The 18219-nt window shown below is 41.8% G+C and carries 24 protein-coding genes; 10 read left to right on the top strand and 14 right to left on the bottom strand.

Annotation, left to right across the window (positions count from 1 at the left end; all coding sequences use genetic code 11):
- Positions 1-84 precede the first annotated feature (84 nt).
- A complete protein-coding gene (locus CV014_RS15005; protein ID WP_103136066.1) occupies positions 85-1098 on the bottom strand; it encodes a LysR family transcriptional regulator in 1014 nt (337 codons plus the stop codon).
- Positions 1099-1297: 199 nt separating this feature from the next.
- Here CV014_RS15005 and CV014_RS15000 point away from each other — a divergent pair, with 199 nt between their 5' ends.
- The 4 genes from CV014_RS15000 (at position 1298) to CV014_RS30640 (ending at position 5362) form a co-directional block, all read left to right on the top strand.
- Positions 1298-2014 carry an NnrU family protein gene (locus CV014_RS15000; RefSeq protein WP_236142764.1) on the top strand — a complete coding sequence of 239 codons (717 nt, stop codon included), beginning with the start codon at positions 1298-1300 and terminating at the stop codon, positions 2012-2014.
- A gap of 380 nt (positions 2015-2394) precedes the next feature.
- Positions 2395-2781, top strand: a complete 387-nt coding sequence (locus CV014_RS14995; RefSeq protein ID WP_236142795.1) for a thioredoxin family protein — start codon at positions 2395-2397, stop codon at positions 2779-2781.
- Positions 2782-3031: 250 nt separating this feature from the next.
- Entirely contained in the window at positions 3032-5122 is a 2091-nt protein-coding gene (locus tag CV014_RS14990) for an NAD(P)H-quinone oxidoreductase subunit 5 (RefSeq protein ID WP_236142794.1), read from the top strand.
- Between the two features lie 105 nt (positions 5123-5227).
- A complete protein-coding gene (locus tag CV014_RS30640; RefSeq protein ID WP_442946915.1) occupies positions 5228-5362 on the top strand; it encodes a pentapeptide repeat-containing protein in 135 nt (44 codons plus the stop codon).
- Positions 5363-5449: 87 nt separating this feature from the next.
- On the opposite strand, the gene CV014_RS14985 is transcribed toward CV014_RS30640, so the two are convergent.
- Both CV014_RS14985 and CV014_RS14980 read right to left on the bottom strand, forming a co-directional pair.
- Positions 5450-5776 (bottom strand): type II toxin-antitoxin system RelE/ParE family toxin, encoded by a 327-nt coding sequence (locus CV014_RS14985; protein WP_236142763.1) that lies wholly within the window; start codon positions 5774-5776, stop codon positions 5450-5452.
- Positions 5777-5787: 11 nt separating this feature from the next.
- Complete coding sequence (locus CV014_RS14980) at positions 5788-6039, bottom strand: hypothetical protein (protein ID WP_236142762.1); 252 nt, start codon at positions 6037-6039, stop codon at positions 5788-5790.
- Positions 6040-6304: 265 nt separating this feature from the next.
- Between CV014_RS14980 and ndhD1 the strand changes: the two genes are divergently transcribed.
- Complete coding sequence (gene ndhD1 / locus CV014_RS14975) at positions 6305-7882, top strand: photosynthetic/respiratory NAD(P)H-quinone oxidoreductase subunit D1 (protein WP_236142761.1); 1578 nt, start codon at positions 6305-6307, stop codon at positions 7880-7882.
- A 64-nt stretch (positions 7883-7946) separates the two neighbouring features.
- Here ndhD1 and CV014_RS30060 read toward each other — a convergent pair whose 3' ends face one another.
- Both CV014_RS30060 and CV014_RS14970 read right to left on the bottom strand, forming a co-directional pair.
- On the bottom strand, positions 7947-8069 hold the full coding sequence (locus CV014_RS30060) for a hypothetical protein (protein WP_268964709.1): 123 nt from the start codon (positions 8067-8069) through the stop codon (positions 7947-7949).
- Positions 8070-8338: 269 nt separating this feature from the next.
- Positions 8339-8485: a hypothetical protein gene (locus CV014_RS14970; protein ID WP_236142760.1), complete on the bottom strand. Its 147-nt coding sequence runs from the start codon at positions 8483-8485 to the stop codon at positions 8339-8341.
- Positions 8486-8646: 161 nt separating this feature from the next.
- Between CV014_RS14970 and CV014_RS14965 the strand changes: the two genes are divergently transcribed.
- Positions 8647-9366: a Uma2 family endonuclease gene (locus tag CV014_RS14965; protein WP_236142759.1), complete on the top strand. Its 720-nt coding sequence runs from the start codon at positions 8647-8649 to the stop codon at positions 9364-9366.
- A gap of 192 nt (positions 9367-9558) precedes the next feature.
- Positions 9559-10239 (top strand): hypothetical protein, encoded by a 681-nt coding sequence (locus CV014_RS14960; RefSeq protein WP_236142758.1) that lies wholly within the window; start codon positions 9559-9561, stop codon positions 10237-10239.
- Between the two features lie 20 nt (positions 10240-10259).
- On the opposite strand, the gene CV014_RS14955 is transcribed toward CV014_RS14960, so the two are convergent.
- Together CV014_RS14955 and CV014_RS14950 are read right to left on the bottom strand one after the other, a co-directional pair.
- Positions 10260-10592 (bottom strand): DUF5615 family PIN-like protein, encoded by a 333-nt coding sequence (locus CV014_RS14955; protein ID WP_236142757.1) that lies wholly within the window; start codon positions 10590-10592, stop codon positions 10260-10262.
- A complete protein-coding gene (locus tag CV014_RS14950) occupies positions 10589-10819 on the bottom strand; it encodes a DUF433 domain-containing protein (RefSeq protein ID WP_103136055.1) in 231 nt (76 codons plus the stop codon). The genes CV014_RS14955 and CV014_RS14950 overlap by 4 nt, the downstream gene beginning before the upstream one ends.
- Positions 10820-11001: 182 nt before the next feature.
- Between CV014_RS14950 and CV014_RS14945 the strand changes: the two genes are divergently transcribed.
- Positions 11002-11793: an IS5 family transposase gene (locus CV014_RS14945; protein WP_236142756.1), complete on the top strand. Its 792-nt coding sequence runs from the start codon at positions 11002-11004 to the stop codon at positions 11791-11793.
- A gap of 21 nt (positions 11794-11814) precedes the next feature.
- Here the strand turns inward: CV014_RS14945 and CV014_RS14940 are convergent, their stop codons facing one another.
- The 5 genes from CV014_RS14940 to CV014_RS14920 form a co-directional block, all read right to left on the bottom strand.
- Positions 11815-12870: a serine/threonine-protein kinase gene (locus CV014_RS14940; protein ID WP_236142755.1), complete on the bottom strand. Its 1056-nt coding sequence runs from the start codon at positions 12868-12870 to the stop codon at positions 11815-11817.
- Between the two features lie 206 nt (positions 12871-13076).
- Positions 13077-13247: a hypothetical protein gene (locus CV014_RS14935; protein ID WP_329608392.1), complete on the bottom strand. Its 171-nt coding sequence runs from the start codon at positions 13245-13247 to the stop codon at positions 13077-13079.
- A 41-nt stretch (positions 13248-13288) separates the two neighbouring features.
- Positions 13289-13498: a BrnA antitoxin family protein gene (locus CV014_RS14930; protein ID WP_236142754.1), complete on the bottom strand. Its 210-nt coding sequence runs from the start codon at positions 13496-13498 to the stop codon at positions 13289-13291.
- Between the two features lie 2 nt (positions 13499-13500).
- Positions 13501-13773 (bottom strand): lipopolysaccharide assembly protein LapA domain-containing protein, encoded by a 273-nt coding sequence (locus CV014_RS14925; RefSeq protein ID WP_103140585.1) that lies wholly within the window; start codon positions 13771-13773, stop codon positions 13501-13503.
- Positions 13774-13841: 68 nt separating this feature from the next.
- Entirely contained in the window at positions 13842-15266 is a 1425-nt protein-coding gene (locus CV014_RS14920; protein WP_236142753.1) for a phosphoglucomutase/phosphomannomutase family protein, read from the bottom strand.
- Between the two features lie 107 nt (positions 15267-15373).
- Between CV014_RS14920 and CV014_RS14915 the strand changes: the two genes are divergently transcribed.
- On the top strand, positions 15374-16243 hold the full coding sequence (locus CV014_RS14915) for a PD-(D/E)XK nuclease family protein (protein ID WP_236142752.1): 870 nt from the start codon (positions 15374-15376) through the stop codon (positions 16241-16243).
- 68 nt (positions 16244-16311) lie between these two features.
- Here the strand turns inward: CV014_RS14915 and CV014_RS14910 are convergent, their stop codons facing one another.
- Both CV014_RS14910 and CV014_RS14905 read right to left on the bottom strand, forming a co-directional pair.
- Positions 16312-16551 (bottom strand): hypothetical protein, encoded by a 240-nt coding sequence (locus CV014_RS14910; protein ID WP_103136049.1) that lies wholly within the window; start codon positions 16549-16551, stop codon positions 16312-16314.
- A gap of 129 nt (positions 16552-16680) precedes the next feature.
- The gene (locus CV014_RS14905) at positions 16681-17322 is read right to left on the bottom strand and encodes a PAP/fibrillin family protein (protein ID WP_236142751.1); all 642 of its coding nucleotides are present in this window, start codon (positions 17320-17322) and stop codon (positions 16681-16683) included.
- Between the two features lie 173 nt (positions 17323-17495).
- Between CV014_RS14905 and CV014_RS14900 the strand changes: the two genes are divergently transcribed.
- Positions 17496-18152, top strand: coding sequence for a hypothetical protein (locus tag CV014_RS14900; protein ID WP_236142750.1), 657 nt, complete (start codon positions 17496-17498; stop codon positions 18150-18152).
- Positions 18153-18219: the final 67 nt, after the last annotated feature.

Here is an 18219-nt window from a genome sequence, read left to right as displayed (position 1 = left end):
AAGCTATAATCTAGCCAATTGCTCATGAGTATTTTTCCCATGAGCAACTGACATATTAATAACTTATGACTAATAATTTAGGGATTAACCTTCATTACTAGAGTTTGGTAACACTGCATCTAATGGGGGTAGCATGAGTTTTTTTTGTGACAGGTTAAAAATCTCCTGATGCCATTCAGGAGTTGCAAACTGGGGTAATATCTCTTGACTGAAAGCTTCTGCGGCTTTGGAACGGTAGCGATTGGGATTAAATATCAGCCATAGTGTCCTTTTGACGACAACGCCATCAATCGGGGTGCAGTGGAGTACACCCATCTGTAATTCTTTGGCGATCGCACTAGTGGAAACAAATGCTGCACCTAAACCAGACTGCACAGCATTTTTAATGGCTTCGATGGAATTGAGTTCCATCTCAATTTTGAACCGCCTGGTATCAATTTCACAGCGCGCTAGTACCTGATCAATAACTTTGCGAATTGTTGATTGGGAGTCTAGGGTGATGAATTGTAATTTGTATAAATCTTCTTTTTGAATGGATTCTTGTTTAGCAAAAGGGTGGAATGCAGGTAAGATTAACGCCAGTTCATCTTCAGCATAGGGATGAATTTCTAGCGATTCTGCGAGTTCTGCGGGGATTTCGCCGCCAATGATTGCTAAATCTACTTGTCCATTGGCGACACTCCAAGCAGTGCGGCGAGTGGAATGGACATGAAGTTGTACCGCGACATCAGGATATTTCTGGCGGAACATCCCAATCATTTTGGGTAAAAGATAAGTACCCGTGGTTTGAGAAGCACCCACAATTAACGTTCCACCTTGGAGATTTTGTAAATCTTCGATGGCACGACAGGTTTCTTGACATAAACTGAGAATTTTTTCCCCGTAGCTCAATAGTAGATGCCCTGCTTCGGTTAATTGAGCGCGCCGTCCTCCACGGTCGAATAGAGGGACATCTAGCTGTCTCTCTAGGTTCTGCACTTGCAAACTCACGGCCGGTTGGGAGACATAGAGACTATCAGCAGCACGCTTGAAGCTCCCTTCTACAGCGATCGCTTTGAGAATACGTAACTGATCTAAAGTGAATGGAAGGTCAGACATAAGGCTCAACCCACAAACTTTGAAAGGAGCGAATTTAAATAACTAATCATCAATAGACGTGATTAATTACATTGAAGATTCGGAGGCTTGACTCGAACAAGACAGTACCACAACATTTTGATGCAAGTCTCCTGTTGAATACTTTGTGGTATTGGTTGTATATGGTTAACTTTTCTTAAAATTACTTTACCTGTTGATTATGATGCTCAATCCTGGGTTAGCTCCGAGTCATTTGGTGATGCTGGGGTTATTGTTAATTTTTGCGATCGCCCACAGTGGGGGAGCTGCTTTGAGACCTTGGGCAGAGAAGCACATCGGGCCAAGGCTTTATCGCATAGTTTTTGCATTAATTAGTTTACCTTTGGCTGTCGTAGTAATTACCTATTTTTTTAATCACCGTTATGATGGCTGGCAATTGTGGCAGGTACAGGATGTACCAGGCATAAAAGCAGTGGTTTGGGTGTTGTCAGCGATTTCATTTTTATTTTTGTATCCTGCCACCTTCAATCTACTAGAAATTGCTGCTATTCAAAAGCCCCAAGTGCATCTCTATGAGACAGGGATTATCAGGATTACCCGTCACCCACAAATGGTGGGGCAAATTATTTGGTGTATTGCCCATACCCTGTGGTTGGGGACAAGTTTTACCCTAGTGACATCGATAGGGTTAGTATTGCATCATTTATTTGGGGTTTGGCATGGCGATCGCCGCTTACACCATCGCTATGGAGAAGCCTTTGAAATTGTCAAACAACGCACTTCGATTATCCCCTTTCTCGCAGTTATTGATGGTCGTCAATCTCTTCACTGGCAAGAATTTCTTCGTCCTGCCTATTTGGGTGTGGCGATTTTTGTTGGGCTACTGTGGTGGGCGCATCCCTTGTTAATCGTGGCCACCAGTAGCGTCAGTTGGTAGTTTTGAGTGATCCCCAAAACCCAAAAAAATACTAACCTAGTAAAAGATTCTACTGATCAAATGCTACCAAATCAATGTAGGATAAATAGAAATAGCTGTTAGTCAGGGTGAGGTCATAGGTTTTCATACCTGTACATTTTGTGAATCAATCAACAATTACTTTTGTGGGGGATTATACAGCGCAGCACTTAAAACAACTATTAGGCAAACCATTGCCAGGACTTGAATAACCCAAATTTTGTCGTTAAAATCATGCTGACTTTTGTGTCAGATCCCACAATAACTTTTGAAAAATAACTGCAATAAAGCTTTGACTAGCTTGCTAAATTCTTTTGCTGATAGCCAGTTTGATATTAAAAACCTATAATTCTAGAGGCATCATGGTGTTGTCGGTTAGTGAGCGGACATTTACTCAAGAAGTTTTAGAATCGCCAATTCCGGTTTTAGTAAATTTTGAAGCACCTTGGTGTGGTCTATGTCGCATTATTCACCCTTTGCTGCTGCAATTTCAAGGTCAGTGTGAAGACCAAATTAAGCTAGTTGGGATTAATGCAGATGAGAACTTCAAGCTATCTAACACGTATCGCCTCAAGTCCTTGCCAACCTTACTGCTAATTGAAAATGGCGTGGTTCGGCATCGTCTTGAGGGTTTTCGTGGTAGAGATGACCTCCGTCTGGCTTTAGAAGAGATCAAACTCAACTACACTCACCGTCCTAAAGCTTACAGTGGCTCTAAAAAATCAGACCTAGAATTGCACTTAGCATAATTTGGGAATTGGGCATTGGGAATTGGGCATTGGGCATTGAAAGTAAAATCTCCCTTCCAGTCCCCAGTCCCCAGTCCCCAAATCTAAAACCATGCTTAACGACCCTGCTCAAAAGTGTTCGAGTGGGGTATTTTATCATCTAGGGTGTGTGTCACAATTGTTAACAGTTACGACATGGATAGTTGCTGACGGCGAAAACTGTACAGTAAAGTCCAAAGATAGTCAAAAATCCTAAAAGTACGCGTCAGTGATGGAAGTAATCTATCAGTACGCCTGGCTAATTCCCGTATTGCCACTTTTGGGGGCAATGCTAGTTGGTCTAGGCTTAATTTCTTTCAATCAAACGACAAACCGCCTGCGGCAGCTCAATGCTGTGTTGATCATTTCCCTAATGGGCGCAGCGATGGGTTTGTCGTTTGCCTTACTTTGGAGTCAACTCCAAGGACACCCAACCTATCTACGTACTCTGGAATGGGCAGCAGCAGGTAATTTCCATCTGAGCATGGGTTACACTATCGACAATCTCACAGCCCTCATGCTGGTGATTGTCACAACGGTAGCCTTCTTAGTCATGGTTTACACTGATGGCTACATGGCTCATGACCCAGGGTACGTGAGGTTTTACGCTTATCTGAGCTTATTTGGCTCTTCAATGTTGGGTCTAGTTGTCAGCCCTAACCTAGTCCAGATTTATATTTTCTGGGAATTGGTGGGGATGTGTTCCTACTTGCTGGTGGGCTTTTGGTACGATCGCAAATCAGCAGCAGATGCTTGTCAAAAAGCATTTGTGACTAACCGGGTGGGTGACTTCGGTCTACTCCTGGGGATTCTGGGGCTATTTTGGGCAACAGGCAGCTTCGATTTCACTGTAATGGGCGAACGTTTAGGAGAACTGGTACAAACGGGTTCTCTGAGCAATTTCCTGGCAGTTCTGTTTGCAATTTTAGTCTTCCTTGGCCCCGTCGCTAAGTCAGCCCAATTTCCTCTCCACGTCTGGCTACCAGATGCGATGGAAGGCCCGACTCCTATTTCTGCCTTAATTCACGCCGCCACAATGGTGGCAGCTGGGGTATTTTTAATTGCCCGGATGTACCCCGTCTTTGAACACGTCCCAGCAGCGATGAATGTCATTGCCTTTACTGGGGCGTTCACAGCGTTTTTGGGGGCAACCATTGCCATTACCCAAAACGACATCAAAAAGGGTTTGGCTTACTCCACCATCTCCCAGTTAGGCTACATGGTGATGGCGATGGGAGTAGGTGCTTACAGTGCAGGTTTATTTCACCTGATGACCCACGCCTACTTTAAGGCGATGCTGTTCCTTGGTTCTGGTTCAGTGATTCATGGTATGGAAGGGGTAGTTGGTCATGACCCAGTTTTAGCCCAGGATATGCGCTTAATGGGCGGACTACGCAAGTATATGCCCGCTACCGGACTCACCTTTTTGATTGGTTGTTTGGCAATTTCGGGGATTCCTCCCTTTGCTGGCTTCTGGTCAAAAGATGAAATTCTTGGTGCAGCCTATGAGGCTAACCCTCTGCTGTGGTTTATCGGCTGGATGACTGCCGGGATTACTGCCTTTTATATGTTCAGGATGTATTTCTCGACATTTGAAGGTAAATTCCGAGGAAATGACGAGAAAATCAAAGACAAGCTCAAAAAAGCAGCATCAACTGTTCTGGAACTAGAATCAGCCGCACCCGCCGTTAATTTTGGCCCTGGGGCAATGAAGAAAGGGGAACTAGCAGCTACAGACGGTCATCATGATGGTCACGGACATCACAGTGATTCGCCCCATGAATCACCGTGGACAATGACCCTACCTTTGTTAGTGTTAGCTATACCTTCAATTTTGATTGGTTTAGTAGGTACACCCTACAACAACTACTTCGAGAGATTTATTTTCTCACCAAATGAAAATTTGGCGGAAATCATCGAAAAAGCCGCCGAGTTTGACCCCCATGAGTTTTACATCATGGCGGGTGGTTCAGTAGGTGTATCCTTAATTGGGATTACCCTAGCTTCTTTGATGTACTGGCAGCGTAAAATCGACCCAGCTGCGATCGCTGCTAAAATCAAACCACTCTACGAACTCTCCCTCAACAAGTGGTACTTCGATGACATTTACCACCGTGTCTTTGTTCTCGGCTTACGCCGCCTAGCTAGACAAGTCATGGAAGTAGACTTCCGCGTTGTTGATGGTGCAGTTAACCTAACAGGCTTTTTCACCCTCGTCAGTGGTGAAGGTCTGAAATACCTAGAAAATGGTCGCGCTCAATTTTACGCCCTCATCGTCTTTGGGGCTGTTTTGGGTTTAGTCATATTCTTTGGTGTCACCTGATTTTCATAGGGGTGGACACGCGTCTGCCCCTAAGTTTTTTTAGAGTCTTAATTTAGACTCCTTTTTTTTGGTTAATAGTTCAGTAAATCAACAATTCAAGTACAAATGGTATTTGCTAATCTGGTGGCTAGCAATCTTGCAAATACAAATTTTCCAAATGCCAATCTTACATTAGGAAATCTTCAAGATGCAAATCTTCAAGGTGCAAATCTCCAGGGAACAAGTCTTGAAAGTAAATAACGTAATCCTAAATAAACTGTGAGAAAGTATAGATATAAAAACACGTATTTATGATTATTTTTACGCCTAAACAACTCAGCAATATAGCTATACTTTGTTAATTGCATCTTCAATCTCTTCTAAGCTGACATCTGCCTGATCCGATTTTGCATAAATGAGTAGAAGTAAAGCCAAATCAGGTGAAACAACTTGATAAATCACGCGATATCCACCACTTTTACCTGTGGGGATATCACTATTTCTGGCGCGAACTTTAAAAACAGTCAAGTCTATCCCCGAAATTTGATCACCAATAAAATTTCCAACCTGTAATTCATCGATAATAGGTTGAATATCGGTTTGAATTTGGCGATAGCGTTTAGCCAGAGTTTTAAGACGACGTTTGAACGGGAGTGTAAACCGAACTTCTACCATAAATCTCGGCTTTAGATATCCTTCCAAAGCTCTGACACTGGGAATGTTTCTCCTGCTGTTGCTTGCCGTAAAGATTCTTGCAAATCGGCTAATATTTGTGTTTTTGGCTCTTGTTCATCAATCACTGCTAAACCACTGATTGGAACAGAATTTACGGAAATCATGATCTGTTGCCAAAGTTCTATCGGGATGATTACATCTGTGGTTTTTCCCTCTGCATTGGTGACATAACGAATCTGACTGGAATTTTTTTGATTCATCATGATTTGGTTCTCTTGTAAAGCTTTTTATACCAAGGTGCTGTTTTCGACACAACCAAATAGTATGGTGTATCTTAGCAATGTCTGGGCTACACCATACCATCGCATCGTTAAAATTTAAGTTTAACGGCTAGACTCCCAAGCGAAAAATCGGGGGTTGCCCACTTGATTAAATCAAACTAACAATAAATGCCAAATCGTCAAAAAGCTGTTAGTTAATAACTAGTGGCTTTTTGGCAAACATGATTTTGATAGCAGACAAATTGTAATGAATACAGCTAATTTCCCGTGGCTGACGACGATTATCTTGTTACCGATCGCAGCGTCGCTACTAATCCCCATTATCCCAGATAAAGACGGCAAAACCGTGCGCTGGTATTCCCTGATTGTCGGGTTGATAGACTTTGCGCTGATTGTCTACGCTTTTTATACTGGGTACGACTTCTCTAACCCCGATTTACAACTTGTAGAAAGTTATGCCTGGGTTCCCCAGTTAGATTTGAATTGGTCAGTCGGGGCTGATGGCTTGTCTATGCCCCTGATTATTTTGACTGGATTCATTACCACCTTGGCAACTTTAGCAGCCTGGCCTGTGACCCTCAAGCCTAAGCTATTTTACTTTTTACTGTTGGCGATGTACGGCGGACAAATCGCTGTCTTCGCCGTGCAGGATATGCTGCTGTTTTTCCTGGTGTGGGAACTGGAATTGATTCCCGTTTACCTCCTGCTGGCGATTTGGGGCGGTAAAAAGCGTCAGTATGCAGCCACCAAGTTTATTTTGTACACCGCAGGCGGTTCGCTGTTTATTTTGGTGGCAGCGTTGACAATGGCCTTTTATGGCGATAATGTCACCTTTGATATGCGATCGCTTGGCCTCAAAGATTACGCCCTCAATTTCCAACTGTTACTTTACGGTGGCTTCCTGATTGCTTATGCTGTCAAATTGCCCATCATTCCCCTACATACTTGGCTACCAGATGCCCACGGTGAAGCTACAGCCCCCGTGCATATGTTACTGGCTGGGATTCTGCTGAAAATGGGTGGTTACGCCCTAGTTCGCATGAATGCCCAAATGCTACCCGATGCCCATGCTTACTTTGCCCCAGCTTTGGTAATTTTGGGGGTAGTGAACATCATCTATGCAGCTTTAACGTCGTTTGCCCAGCGCAACCTCAAACGCAAAATTGCTTACTCCTCAATTTCGCACATGGGGTTTGTAATTATCGGGTTTGCTTCCTTTACCGATTTAGGGTTAAGTGGCGCAGTCTTGCAAATGGTATCCCACGGTTTAATCGGGGCGAGTTTATTCTTCCTCGTGGGTGCAACCTATGACCGGACACATACCCTGATGTTAGATGAAATGGGTGGTGTTGGTAAACGGATGCAAAAGATTTTCGCCATGTTCACCGCTTGTTCAATGGCTTCTTTAGCACTACCAGGGATGAGTGGTTTCGTGGCAGAGTTAATGGTATTCGTTGGCTTTGCTACCAGTGACGCTTATAGCTCTACTTTTAAAGTCATCGTAGTATTCTTGATGGCAGTGGGAGTGATTTTAACTCCTATTTATCTGTTGTCAATGTTGCGCGAAATTTTCTACGGACAGGAAAACGAAGAATTAGTTTCTCATCAAGCGTTGATTGATGCTGAACCCCGCGAAGTCTTTATCATTGCTTGTCTTTTGGTGCCAATTATTGGTATTGGTTTCTATCCCAAATTACTGACTCAGATGTACGACGCTACAACCGTACAACTGACAGCTAGATTGCGCGATTCCGTTCCTACTTTAGCGGATCAAAAAACAGAAACTACAGAAGTTTCTTTCAATGCACCAGCAATTGGTAATTAATTGGGATTCGTGAGCATTGTGAGATTATAGAACCCCGCTTTCTTGCAGAAGGTGGGGTTCTCTGCTAGTTAGATAAACTGGGAAAAAATAATTTGATGACTCCGGCTGTCAACGCTAAGACAAAGCCAACCACCACAGAACGATTGATAAACTCTTGCGTGTCTAACCGCTTACCGATTCCTTTCACCTCGGTGTCTAAAGCCTTAATTTATATCTTGCACCATTCTCAACAAGCCCTAAAAAACCGGGTTTCTGAACGAAAGATTAATGTTTCTAAGCTGAGGGATTTGCAAGAAACCCGGTTTTTAACCCAGTGCGAGTTGAGAGTTAATATCTCCCTTGAGTTCCGTTTCCAGAGATTTAATTAAGTATTGAGACAGAATTAATTACACAACTGATTTTTCTGTTCCCTGTTCCCTGTTCCCTCTCTCAACGAGTGAATTTAATTTTGTCCGACTACTTATCTCCCTTGAGTTCAGCTTCTAGCTTGACTTGCCCGATTTTAATTTCTGTAACGTCTTTTTGTAGGGTATCCAGCTTCTGATTGATTTGTCCTAAGATTTCCTCTAGTGAATAAGTAATGTTCACAGGGTTTTGACTCATAAGTACACTCCTATTAAGAAAATATAAATCTTCTCGTTGCCCATTAACTTTATTATCCTGTGATAAAGTCTACTAGCGGTTGATATCAGACAACTTGAACAGAAGTATATTGATCTTGATCAATTGCTCTAGCTAAACACTAGAGTCAGAGAAAAACTCTCATGTTAAACTACAACTCGTTACACTGTTTACCATCTTCCGAAGAGCTACCGAACTCCGAGGACACGCCTGTGGATAATGAAATACAAGAATTAATTCCAAGTTTACTAAAAGCTGCACTGGCTTTGGTTTGGTTAGACCGATGGGATTGGTACTTTGGTGTAAATATGGGTATTCATTATGACCCAAAAAAGCCAGTGATCGTCCCTGATGGTTTCTTAAGTGTCGGAGTTAAGCGTTTTGTGCATGGGGATTTACGCCTCAGCTATGTGCTGTGGGAAGAAGAAAATCCGCCTATGCTAGCTATAGAAGTGGCTTCTCCCAAACATTTAGGCGAATACAGTACCAAAAAAGATATTTATGCTGAAATGGGAGTTTTGTATTACGTTGTGTACAATCCTTTCCGGCGCAAAAAGTCTCCTTTGGAAGTCTATCGCCTAGAAGATGGGGAATATTTCCTACTATCAGGAAATCCCATTTGGCTACCAGAAATTGGTTTAGGAATTGGTAAAGAAAGAGGTCTTTATCAAGGAATAGCAAGAGAATGGTTGTACTGGTATGATGAGCAAAAACGCCGATTGCTCACACCAGAAGAACGGATGATGGAAGCAGAAGCACGGTTAAGTATAGAAGAACAACTGCGTTTAGAAGCAGAAGATAGGGTACAGAAATTAGAAAGTAGGTTAAAGGCTTTGGGTTATGAACCGGAAACTATAGTTTGAATTTAATCTGCGTGAGTACCTCACTTCATGGCTGAGATTTTGGCTGGGAGTGGGGTTTTATTTTTTAACGCATACCGCCAAGAGCGGAACCCGCAGGGTAGGGGCGCGGAGGGTTTATTGGTGTGTTTTAAGTGTTAATTAGCTTGATTGTTAGGGAATTATATCTATTAAGGAGATTCTACACTGACAATTATGGATGTTAAATTAGGGTTCGGCTCTATCCCCAAGCCTCAGTATGTTTTTGTTAGTAAGGAAAGTGATCATTGTTGGTATATGCTCTCGGATGATACTAAGCCAATTCCGATTTATGATAGGGCTTTGACAGGATTGATTACAGGCATTGAATGTAATAAGAAAGTAGAGACATCACACGGTGAATCTGAAAAAACTGATTTGCATATTTTGGCGGATAAGCCTTATATAGTTCGCTCAGGTAGTGAATCTTATTTTTCTAAAAGTTTGTTACTTTCTCTGGATGCTTTAACACATGAACAGTTGTGTCATCCTCTTACAATCGCAGTTAGTCCTGGTGATAAAACAATTGTCTTTTGTACTATCTATAATCCAGTAACTTATCGTGCTGTTGGTGTTAGCTGGGATGGACATAAGGAAATAGATTTGCAAGCTTTAGGGCAAAAAGTTAGTCTGAAAGTTCACAATATTCAGAATTACAATCAAGAGTTAATTTCGTCTGATAATCGTGCAGGTTTTATCGCTGAAACTGATAATTATCTATCACAATTAAATTGGAGTCCAGAGCAGGGAAAAGAGTTTTTACAGCAAAAATATGGCAAGCGATCGCGCTATCAACTCTCTGATACTGAACTGTTAGATTTTATCGATTATCTCAAGCTACAATTAACCCATAGCTAAAAACGTAGCATTTTTTCAGGTTAATACAGTGTCAAGACTCCTAGATTGGGATTTTGAGTAAAAGCTTGGATATCTTCTAAATGCGATCGCAAGATTTCTGCAATCTGTTTGGTTGAACAATTACCACGACGAATCCAGATAACTTTCGGTGGAAATCCTCTAAGAATACTTAATTCATTAAAATCAGCATCTCTAGTCACAATAGTGAATTTACCTTGTTGTGCATACTCCCACACAATTCGATCATCTGCCTGAGCTAAACCAATAAGAAAAAGGTGCTGAGAGTTTGGGTAAATATCAGCCAATTGATCTACTAATCGAGGTGAGAGATTATGGTCAAAAAGTAATTTCATGCTGGCATAGTAAGCATTTGCCTTTCTCTATCGGCTGCGTAGCTGAGGCAAGCCAAAATATCTTCTTGCGTTAAATAAGGAAAATCATCAAGTATTTCCTCGTAGGTCATACCAGAAGCAAGATAAGATAACACATCATACACAGTTATTCGCATTCCGCGAATACAAGGTTTACCGCCTCTTTTTCCTGGTTCAATTGTAATAATATTGTGGTAATTTACAGCCATAATCACAAACTAGCGTTGAAAATTTGTTGTGCAGTTAAATTCAAATCAGGGAAGGTTACAGATTGAATACGGTTGTCACCTCTAAATTTTCTTAGAGGTTGTTTGAAAAGTCGGGTAGTTTGTAAAAAAACTCTCTCAGTGTAAGCTGCGAATAGTGAAAAACACAGCACCGAGAGAGTGACATGAGTAAAGCATACCCCAGTAACCTGAGCCGTGTTCAATATGAACTTATTACTGATTTAATTCCAGAAGCAAAAAGAGGTGGCCGTCCTCGCGAAGTTGATATGTGGGAAATTTTGAATGCCATCTTTTATATCCTGGTAGAAGGAATACGATGGCGAGCCTTACCTGGTGATTTTCCCCCCTGGCAGACAGTTTATACATATTTCCGCAACTGGCGTAAAGACGGAACTTGGTTGAACATCCATGATAGTTTACGAGAGTGGACGAGAATTGATATTGAACGTCATCCGAGTCCATCCGAGGCAATTATCGACAGTCAAAGTGTGAAAACTGCTGCAATGGTGCAGAAAGCCGTAGGCTACGATGCAGGTAAGAAAATCAAGGGGCGCAAGCGATTTATCACAGTTGATACCTTGGGGTTAGTGTTACGGGTCTTGGTTACTGCGGCCAATGTCGGTGAACGTGAAGGAGGCAAACAAGTTCTCAAACAGGTTAAAAAATCTCACAACCAAGTCTGTCGATTGACCACTATTTGGGTGGACGGTGGTTTTGATGGCGAGCCATTCATGCAGTGGGTAATGGACTTTTGCCGTTGGATTGTGCAGGTAGTTCTGCGACCACAACAAACTAAGGGCTTTACCGTACTCAAAAAACGTTGGGTAGTAGAACGAACTTTTGGATGGTTGATGGGATGTCGGCGATTAGTTAGAGACTATGAGCTATTACCCGAAACATCGGAGACTTTTATTTATCTTGCCATGATTCGCGTCATGGCGAAGCGACTGGCATAAATTTTCACCCTTCAAAACTTTTCAAACACCCTCTAAAACAACGGACGGATTAATGATTAAATAGCGACCGGCTAATAAGTCTCCAGGAGAACCTACACCTGAAACGTCTTCAACCACCCACAAATAACGTTGAGGTAAGGGTGTGGAGCATTGCTGGCAAAACTTATTAGTCAGGGGGTTAGCAGCCTGACAATTGGGACAGTAGAGTGTTGCCGCATCATTTGACATCCCTCTAGTTGATTGTAAAGGAGTTTGAACAGTATGTGTAGTAATACTTAGTAATTCTAACCACTGCTGTATTGTTGGGGGACGCTTTGTGGCTTCTAAAGCCATACCTTGCCAAATTGCCTGATTAACTTTGCTGCTAAGACTGCTATTGATCTCTTTGGGTTGTTTGAAAGGTGCATTTAAAGCTCTAATAGGAGCTGCAATAGGGTTAGTTTTAGTAAGAAGGTAATATAGAGTTGCAGCTAGAGCGTAAACATCAGTATATTCACCCCATCTGCCTTCTTGATAGTATTGTTCTGGCGGCGCAAAGCCGTGGGTAAGTCCCACAGTCAACTGCTGGGTAAAATCCGGGATAAAACCCCGCGCTAAACCAAAGTCAATCAAAATGGCTTCATAATTGGCAGAACGCACCATGATATTAGATGGTTTGATATCCCTATGTAGCAAGCCTTTTTCGTGGACTACTGTTAATGCCTCACCAATCTGCCTAATGTAATGCAGTGCTTCAACTTCTGAAAGGACACCCCGCTTGAGAACTAGCTTTTCCAGGTCTTCCCCTTCAATGTAGTCCATGACTATGCACGGTAGTTGTTCTTGTTTAAAAACATTTTCAATCCTTACAATATTGGCGTGGCGGAATACAGCTAGCTGTACGGCTTCTTGGAAGAATTTTTCCTGATACCAGTTGACATTGGGACGTGAGAATATTTCATCTTTCAAAGTTTTGATGACAACTCGATTACCTTTCTTATCTTTAGCAAGATAGGTTACACCTAATCCACCCTCACCTAGTTTTTTTTCAATGATATAGCGATCGCCATACAACTTCTGCCCAGATGCCCACGCCATCTCATAAACTCCAGATATGCTTATCTCAAGTTTAATTAAAAAATATACATAAGTAGGTCAATGTAAATAATTATTGTTGGGATAAAGCAGGGTGGCAGGGAGCAGGGGGAGAAAGAGTTTGAGCCTTATTTACTTTTCTTTACAAAGTTTGGTTTTATTTCATTATTTAAGATAAACTTTGTGTGCTTCTGTATAAATCTTCAATGCTACAGCCATTTGTTGTTCCGCAATTTCCCCTTGTGCCTGAAACCTTTGCTTGGTTTCAGGATATGAAATGTGACTTTTACAGGTGATTTAGGCATTCGCAATTGTGCTTTAGCAAAAAATTCATCTGACAATGGTGGAATATCTGAAGTATCGATGTCTTCGTCACTCATCGCATCGATTCTACTCCAATCTGTTTTTGATGTCTCAAATTTCATTGACTCAATTCACGCTTTTGCTGAATATACTCGCGTAAAGCATCGTTAATCAACGTTTGGTAATTTCCGCCACCTGCTAGGTGAACTTTCTCACGAAACCATACTAATATTTCATCATCTAGACTAATTGTAATTTGAGTTTTGTTTGTTGTTTTTGGTTCAATTGCTCCGCGCTTACCCTGGCTAAAATCATATTCAGTTTCCATAGTTAAAAATCTTCATCATCAACGAAAAATTCTGCGTCTTCTTCCAAACGGGAGTTACCCGAATCGGCTAGATTCCAGAGGGGTTGTAGAATCGACACCCCAACAAATCCCACACCAGCACTAAACGCCAGCACTATACCGACTGGGATTTTAATTGATTGAAATGTTAAGAATTTTAACGATACTGGCTCGAAATTTTGGACGGAAAGAATGGCGATCGCTACTACCCAAATCGCCACAATTAAAGATATCAAAAAATTAGCAAAGCTTTTCATAAAAATATAACCATAGATAGATGCAGATGTACACTAAATGTCTCAGTGTGCATCTGCGGTCTAAATTTCTATGCTAACTTAGCGATCGCACTTTCCATTTCTTGGGCGAGTTGGCTAAGTTTCTCAGGTGAGTTGGTTTCTAAATAAACGCGTACCAGTGGTTCAGTACCGGAAGGACGCAGCAACACCCAGCTACCTTCGGCTAAATACAGTTTAATCCCATCCTTGCGTCCGACTTCTTTCACAGCAATTCCAGCTACCTCAGAGGGCGGATTTTTGGTGTAGGAGTCAATGACGGCATTCTTATGGGCTTCTGTTAAGTGTAAGTCCAAACGGTTGTTGTAAAGCGGGCCGTCAGCTTCTGCGATCGCTTCTTTGACTAATTGACTCAAGGGTTTACCTTCGTAGGCGATCGCCTCTGCGATTAGCATATCAGCTAAAACGCCGTCTTTTTCGGGAATATGCCCAACTACGCTTAAACCGCCGGATTCTTCACCACCGATTAAAACAGTGGTTTCCCGCATTTTTTCACCGATATATTTAAAGCCTACGGCTGTCTCATAAAGAGGTAAACCGTATTTTGCCGCAAAGTTATCTAATAGGTGTGTTGTTGCCACTGTGCGAACGATTGCGCCGCTTTTACCTTTGTTTTTTATTAAATGTCTCGCTAAAACTAAAAGCACCGTGTTAGGGGTGAGGACGTTGCCTAATTCATCCACAATACCAAAGCGATCGCTATCGCCGTCTGTCGCTAAACCCAAATCTGCATGATCTCGACGCACTGCTTCCACTAATTCAACTAGCTGTTCCCCTTTGGGTTCTGGCATTCCACCGCCAAACAGCACATCGCGCCAAGTGTGGAAACTTTCTAATTGTGTGCCACTTTGTTGCAAAACTTCATCTAAATAGCCACGGGATGTAGAATATAACGCATCATACTTGACTTTTAGCTGCGCGCTCTTAATTCGCTCCACATCAAGCAATGTATAGATAAATTGGAGATAGTCTGGTTTGGGATCGAAAATAGAAATAGAACCTGATGGTTTGCTACTTGGCAATTCATCCGATGCAGTTTCTATATTTGCCACAATAGTATCAGTAATTTCTGGAGTGGCAGGGCCAGCATAGTCAGGGATATATTTAATCCCACAGTATGGTGCTGGGTTGTGACTAGCAGTAAACATCAACGCCCCCGCCGAATTTAGGTGACGGGCATTATAAGCGATTACTGGTGTGGGGCAATCCCGATCAGTGATTTTAACATTCCATCCTAAATCAGCTAAGACTTGGGCTGCTGTCTGGGCAAACTGGTCAGCTAAAAAGCGCGTATCGTAAGCAATCAGAACTGGTCTATCTTTTGAGTAGGCTGTTTCTAAATAACTTGCGATCGCTCTTGTTACTTTCCGCACATTGGGGAAAGTAAAATCATCGGCGATAATTCCTCGCCATCCGTCAGTACCAAATTTTATCTTGCTAGAATTGCTACCACTCATGTTTGCCACTTTCTCCCATATCTTGTGAACTCTATTAGGAAGCTTCCCGCAAAGCGTGCGTAGCTGCAAGCGTCTTCCACCGTATTATTTCTCACTGCGATTGACCAATGTCAACCCCCGAACGACTTTTTGTTAGTTATCACCTCTGGTCTTTAGTTGCCCCAGCGAGGGGGCAAGAACGTTGGCACTGCCATATGAGACGGGGGTTCATTAAAGCGCGTCAACACGAACCACAGGTTAAAGCATTATTAGCGAATGCTACTCCACCCCAGCGCATCGGGTTACTAGCGCAAAAAGGTGTTTATGAGTTTCATCATAATCGACATCTGCTAACGCGCTCCGATGGAGTAGAACAGGTTGCTAAACTTTTAAAATTGAGTAATTCGGCTGTGCAAGTGCAACAGCGCGTCCTACAAATTCTCAAAAAATACTATGAAGCACCCTTACTTTTAGGGAAAAGAATTCTGCAATTAACTCGCGGCGATGAAGGTTTTCCTAAACCAATTTTAGTTGAGGAAAAAAATTACAGTTTTCGCTTATATGCGGCAATGGACTGTGTTTTTATTGAATCAGATGCCCAAACTTTACATATTGTAGATTTTAAAACTGGCAAGTCTAATTTTGATAAAAGACAAGCATTAGTTTATTTATTAGCTGCTAGTTATTTATATCCTGGTAGGGAAGCCGTCGCCTCATTTTATAATTTAGAACTGCGGCAAGAGTCAGAATTAATTCAACTCAAAAATAATGAATTAGAATCCTTGAAAGTTGACTTAGTAAAAATTGCCCAAAAACATCAATCAGATATCCAGAGATATCAAGAATCATCTCAAAGTTTCAGTGAAATATTTCCCCCAAATCCTGGACATCACTGTCGGTTTTGTCCATTTCAATCAATCTGTGATTTTGCCAATGCAGGAACACCAAATACTGGAGAAATCAAATTAGCCCACGGAAAAACTCTCAAAACTCCCTAATTCGTAGTAAGGACTTTAGTCCTTTTATCAAGTACCTCAGCACTAAAGTGCTTACTACAAACTTAATATTACATTTTGCCGCGTTCCATTACAGCTTGCAGATGACGACGGATTTCTTGTGCTTGCTCAATTTCCGACTGACGCAACTTTTGAAATAAGTCTACACAAGGCTGAGAGTTAACTGCTTTTGCATCTTCAATATAAGTTTCATAAGCTCTAACTGCTTCCGCCTTGTTATGTAAAACTGTCAAAAAGTCGTATTCTAAGTTGCTAATAGGTTCTTGGGAATGTCCATTACCTTGAGTCATGAATTTATCCTCTTGTTAAGCTTTTAATTCATTTCTACTCATCCTTACGGAGTCATTCATCCACCCAAAAGCGTAGAAAAAAGTACAAAGATTTTTGAGGCGATGCTGATAGCAGTAAACTACGGATTTTCACACATCAGGTATATCCGCAGATTTATTCAAAATAAACAAACTCTCATCGCCTCCCCTACCAATTCTCAAGGTTTCGTCTAAATAAGTAATGTCAAGGGTAGCAGTTCTACCTTGAGGATTATTCGCTGTAACAGTCTTAAATGGGTTGAGTTGTGGCGTATTTATTCCCAAAATCTTTTCAATGGCTAGATAGCGTTTGTCAAAATCCACATTGATACGTCTATTCAGTGGGGGTGATACGTCTTCCATCGCCGGCTCAAAGCTAGCTGTGACTTTGACATATCCTGATATTAAACCTAATGAATGTTTAACCAAAGCTAAATTAAAAAATTGTTTGTTGGTAACATTAATTACTTGGTATACCTTACCTACTGTTAATCCCAACGGTAGGGAAGCTAAAGCGCGGATTTCTCTGGCGGTGGAATATTTGAGTTGCCAAGCTCCTGCTAACAAATCTGTAGCATACAATAGGGGGCGAGGATTGGGATTGCAGTTTTCTAACTCTGTGGTGAGTTGTTCTAGTTCTGCGACTAGGGATTGATCTAACTGTAAATTGGTGACAGGAGATCCATCACTTTTAGTTTGTATCTGATCAAGTTTGGTTTGTAATTGTTCTTTTAATAAGAGTCGATTATTCATTTGGCGTAGCACAATTATCACTTGGATTCATTTTGAGGGGATAATTGCATCTATGACAATCCCGTCCTAACTAATTCCCATGTGGGCTAAATTGTCTTTGGGAAGCATCAACATCAACCCCAAACCGCACTAAAATAAAGACGCAACTAGCACTTTATCAGGAGTTTCCAGTTGTGCAGCCGGATTTGATAGGGTTGGAAATTAGCAAGGGAGAATTGAGACGCTTGAGTGGGGTGTCTCCCGATAAAGTTTTGCGACTTGCAACGATCGCCAGTCCTCAACAACGTTTAAAATTTTGGCAAAATGAAATTTTGACATCACTGATTATCGCTGCTGTGGTTGTGGGTTTAGTGTATGGTTTAATTATCTTGCCCACCATCGGTTCAGCGATTCCCCAGGGCATCATTCTCTTCATCATAGTATTTTTTGTGGTCATCCTGGGGCGATTGCTCTTTTCACGTTTCAAGATTCCCAAAAATCTCACCAAGTTATTTGATGCAGTTGATCAATATCACGCCTTGATTGTCGCTGTCGATGTCAATGATCAGTTAGCAGTCTCAGGGGAACTAGATGATAGTCTCAATGATAGAGATAGAGTGATTACTGGTTTGCAACTCCTGAGAGAAGATTTAGTCCGCGCTTTCAAAAGCGATCGCCTTTTGCGGGATAATAAACAACTGTTTGCTAATCACGAAGATTTATCTGTCAATAATTTGACCAATATCCAAGCCTTACAAGCTAATACTCAAGCTAGTGAATATTCTCTACTTTTAAATCAAGTATTGCAGATTGCCTTGGATGTGCAAGCACGCACAACAGTGAATAGGTAGGGTAAGGGACAAGGGGGACAAGGGAGACAAGGGAGAAAAATATAAATAGCTAATGACTAATTTTTAA

The organism is Nostoc sp. CMAA1605, from assembly GCF_021596505.1.
Taxonomy (GTDB): domain Bacteria; phylum Cyanobacteriota; class Cyanobacteriia; order Cyanobacteriales; family Nostocaceae; genus Trichormus.
The sequence above is the reverse complement of the archived record's forward strand: the minus strand, read 5'-3'. Positions and strand labels throughout refer to the sequence as shown.

Coding starts and splice junctions, on each gene's coding strand:
- CV014_RS14910 (WP_103136049.1), bottom strand. CDS start 16,551: ATGACTCAAGGTAATGGACATTCCCAAGAACCTATTAGCAACTTAGAA.
- CV014_RS14905 (WP_236142751.1), bottom strand. CDS start 17,322: ATGAATAATCGACTCTTATTAAAAGAACAATTACAAACCAAACTTGAT.
- CV014_RS14970 (WP_236142760.1), bottom strand. CDS start 8,485: ATGAGTCAAAACCCTGTGAACATTACTTATTCACTAGAGGAAATCTTA.
- CV014_RS14990 (WP_236142794.1), top strand. CDS start 3,032: ATGGAAGTAATCTATCAGTACGCCTGGCTAATTCCCGTATTGCCACTT.
- CV014_RS14950 (WP_103136055.1), bottom strand. CDS start 10,819: ATGGCTGTAAATTACCACAATATTATTACAATTGAACCAGGAAAAAGA.
- CV014_RS14920 (WP_236142753.1), bottom strand. CDS start 15,266: ATGAGTGGTAGCAATTCTAGCAAGATAAAATTTGGTACTGACGGATGG.
- CV014_RS14960 (WP_236142758.1), top strand. CDS start 9,559: ATGGATGTTAAATTAGGGTTCGGCTCTATCCCCAAGCCTCAGTATGTT.
- CV014_RS14955 (WP_236142757.1), bottom strand. CDS start 10,592: ATGAAATTACTTTTTGACCATAATCTCTCACCTCGATTAGTAGATCAA.
- ndhD1 (WP_236142761.1), top strand. CDS start 6,305: ATGAATACAGCTAATTTCCCGTGGCTGACGACGATTATCTTGTTACCG.
- CV014_RS14915 (WP_236142752.1), top strand. CDS start 15,374: ATGTCAACCCCCGAACGACTTTTTGTTAGTTATCACCTCTGGTCTTTA.
- CV014_RS15005 (WP_103136066.1), bottom strand. CDS start 1,098: ATGTCTGACCTTCCATTCACTTTAGATCAGTTACGTATTCTCAAAGCG.
- CV014_RS14995 (WP_236142795.1), top strand. CDS start 2,395: ATGGTGTTGTCGGTTAGTGAGCGGACATTTACTCAAGAAGTTTTAGAA.
- CV014_RS14925 (WP_103140585.1), bottom strand. CDS start 13,773: ATGAAAAGCTTTGCTAATTTTTTGATATCTTTAATTGTGGCGATTTGG.
- CV014_RS14930 (WP_236142754.1), bottom strand. CDS start 13,498: ATGGAAACTGAATATGATTTTAGCCAGGGTAAGCGCGGAGCAATTGAA.
- CV014_RS14965 (WP_236142759.1), top strand. CDS start 8,647: ATGTTAAACTACAACTCGTTACACTGTTTACCATCTTCCGAAGAGCTA.
- CV014_RS30640 (WP_442946915.1), top strand. CDS start 5,228: ATGGTATTTGCTAATCTGGTGGCTAGCAATCTTGCAAATACAAATTTT.
- CV014_RS14940 (WP_236142755.1), bottom strand. CDS start 12,870: ATGGCGTGGGCATCTGGGCAGAAGTTGTATGGCGATCGCTATATCATT.
- CV014_RS14945 (WP_236142756.1), top strand. CDS start 11,002: ATGAGTAAAGCATACCCCAGTAACCTGAGCCGTGTTCAATATGAACTT.
- CV014_RS14980 (WP_236142762.1), bottom strand. CDS start 6,039: ATGATGAATCAAAAAAATTCCAGTCAGATTCGTTATGTCACCAATGCA.
- CV014_RS15000 (WP_236142764.1), top strand. CDS start 1,298: ATGATGCTCAATCCTGGGTTAGCTCCGAGTCATTTGGTGATGCTGGGG.
- CV014_RS14935 (WP_329608392.1), bottom strand. CDS start 13,247: ATGAGTGACGAAGACATCGATACTTCAGATATTCCACCATTGTCAGAT.
- CV014_RS14985 (WP_236142763.1), bottom strand. CDS start 5,776: ATGGTAGAAGTTCGGTTTACACTCCCGTTCAAACGTCGTCTTAAAACT.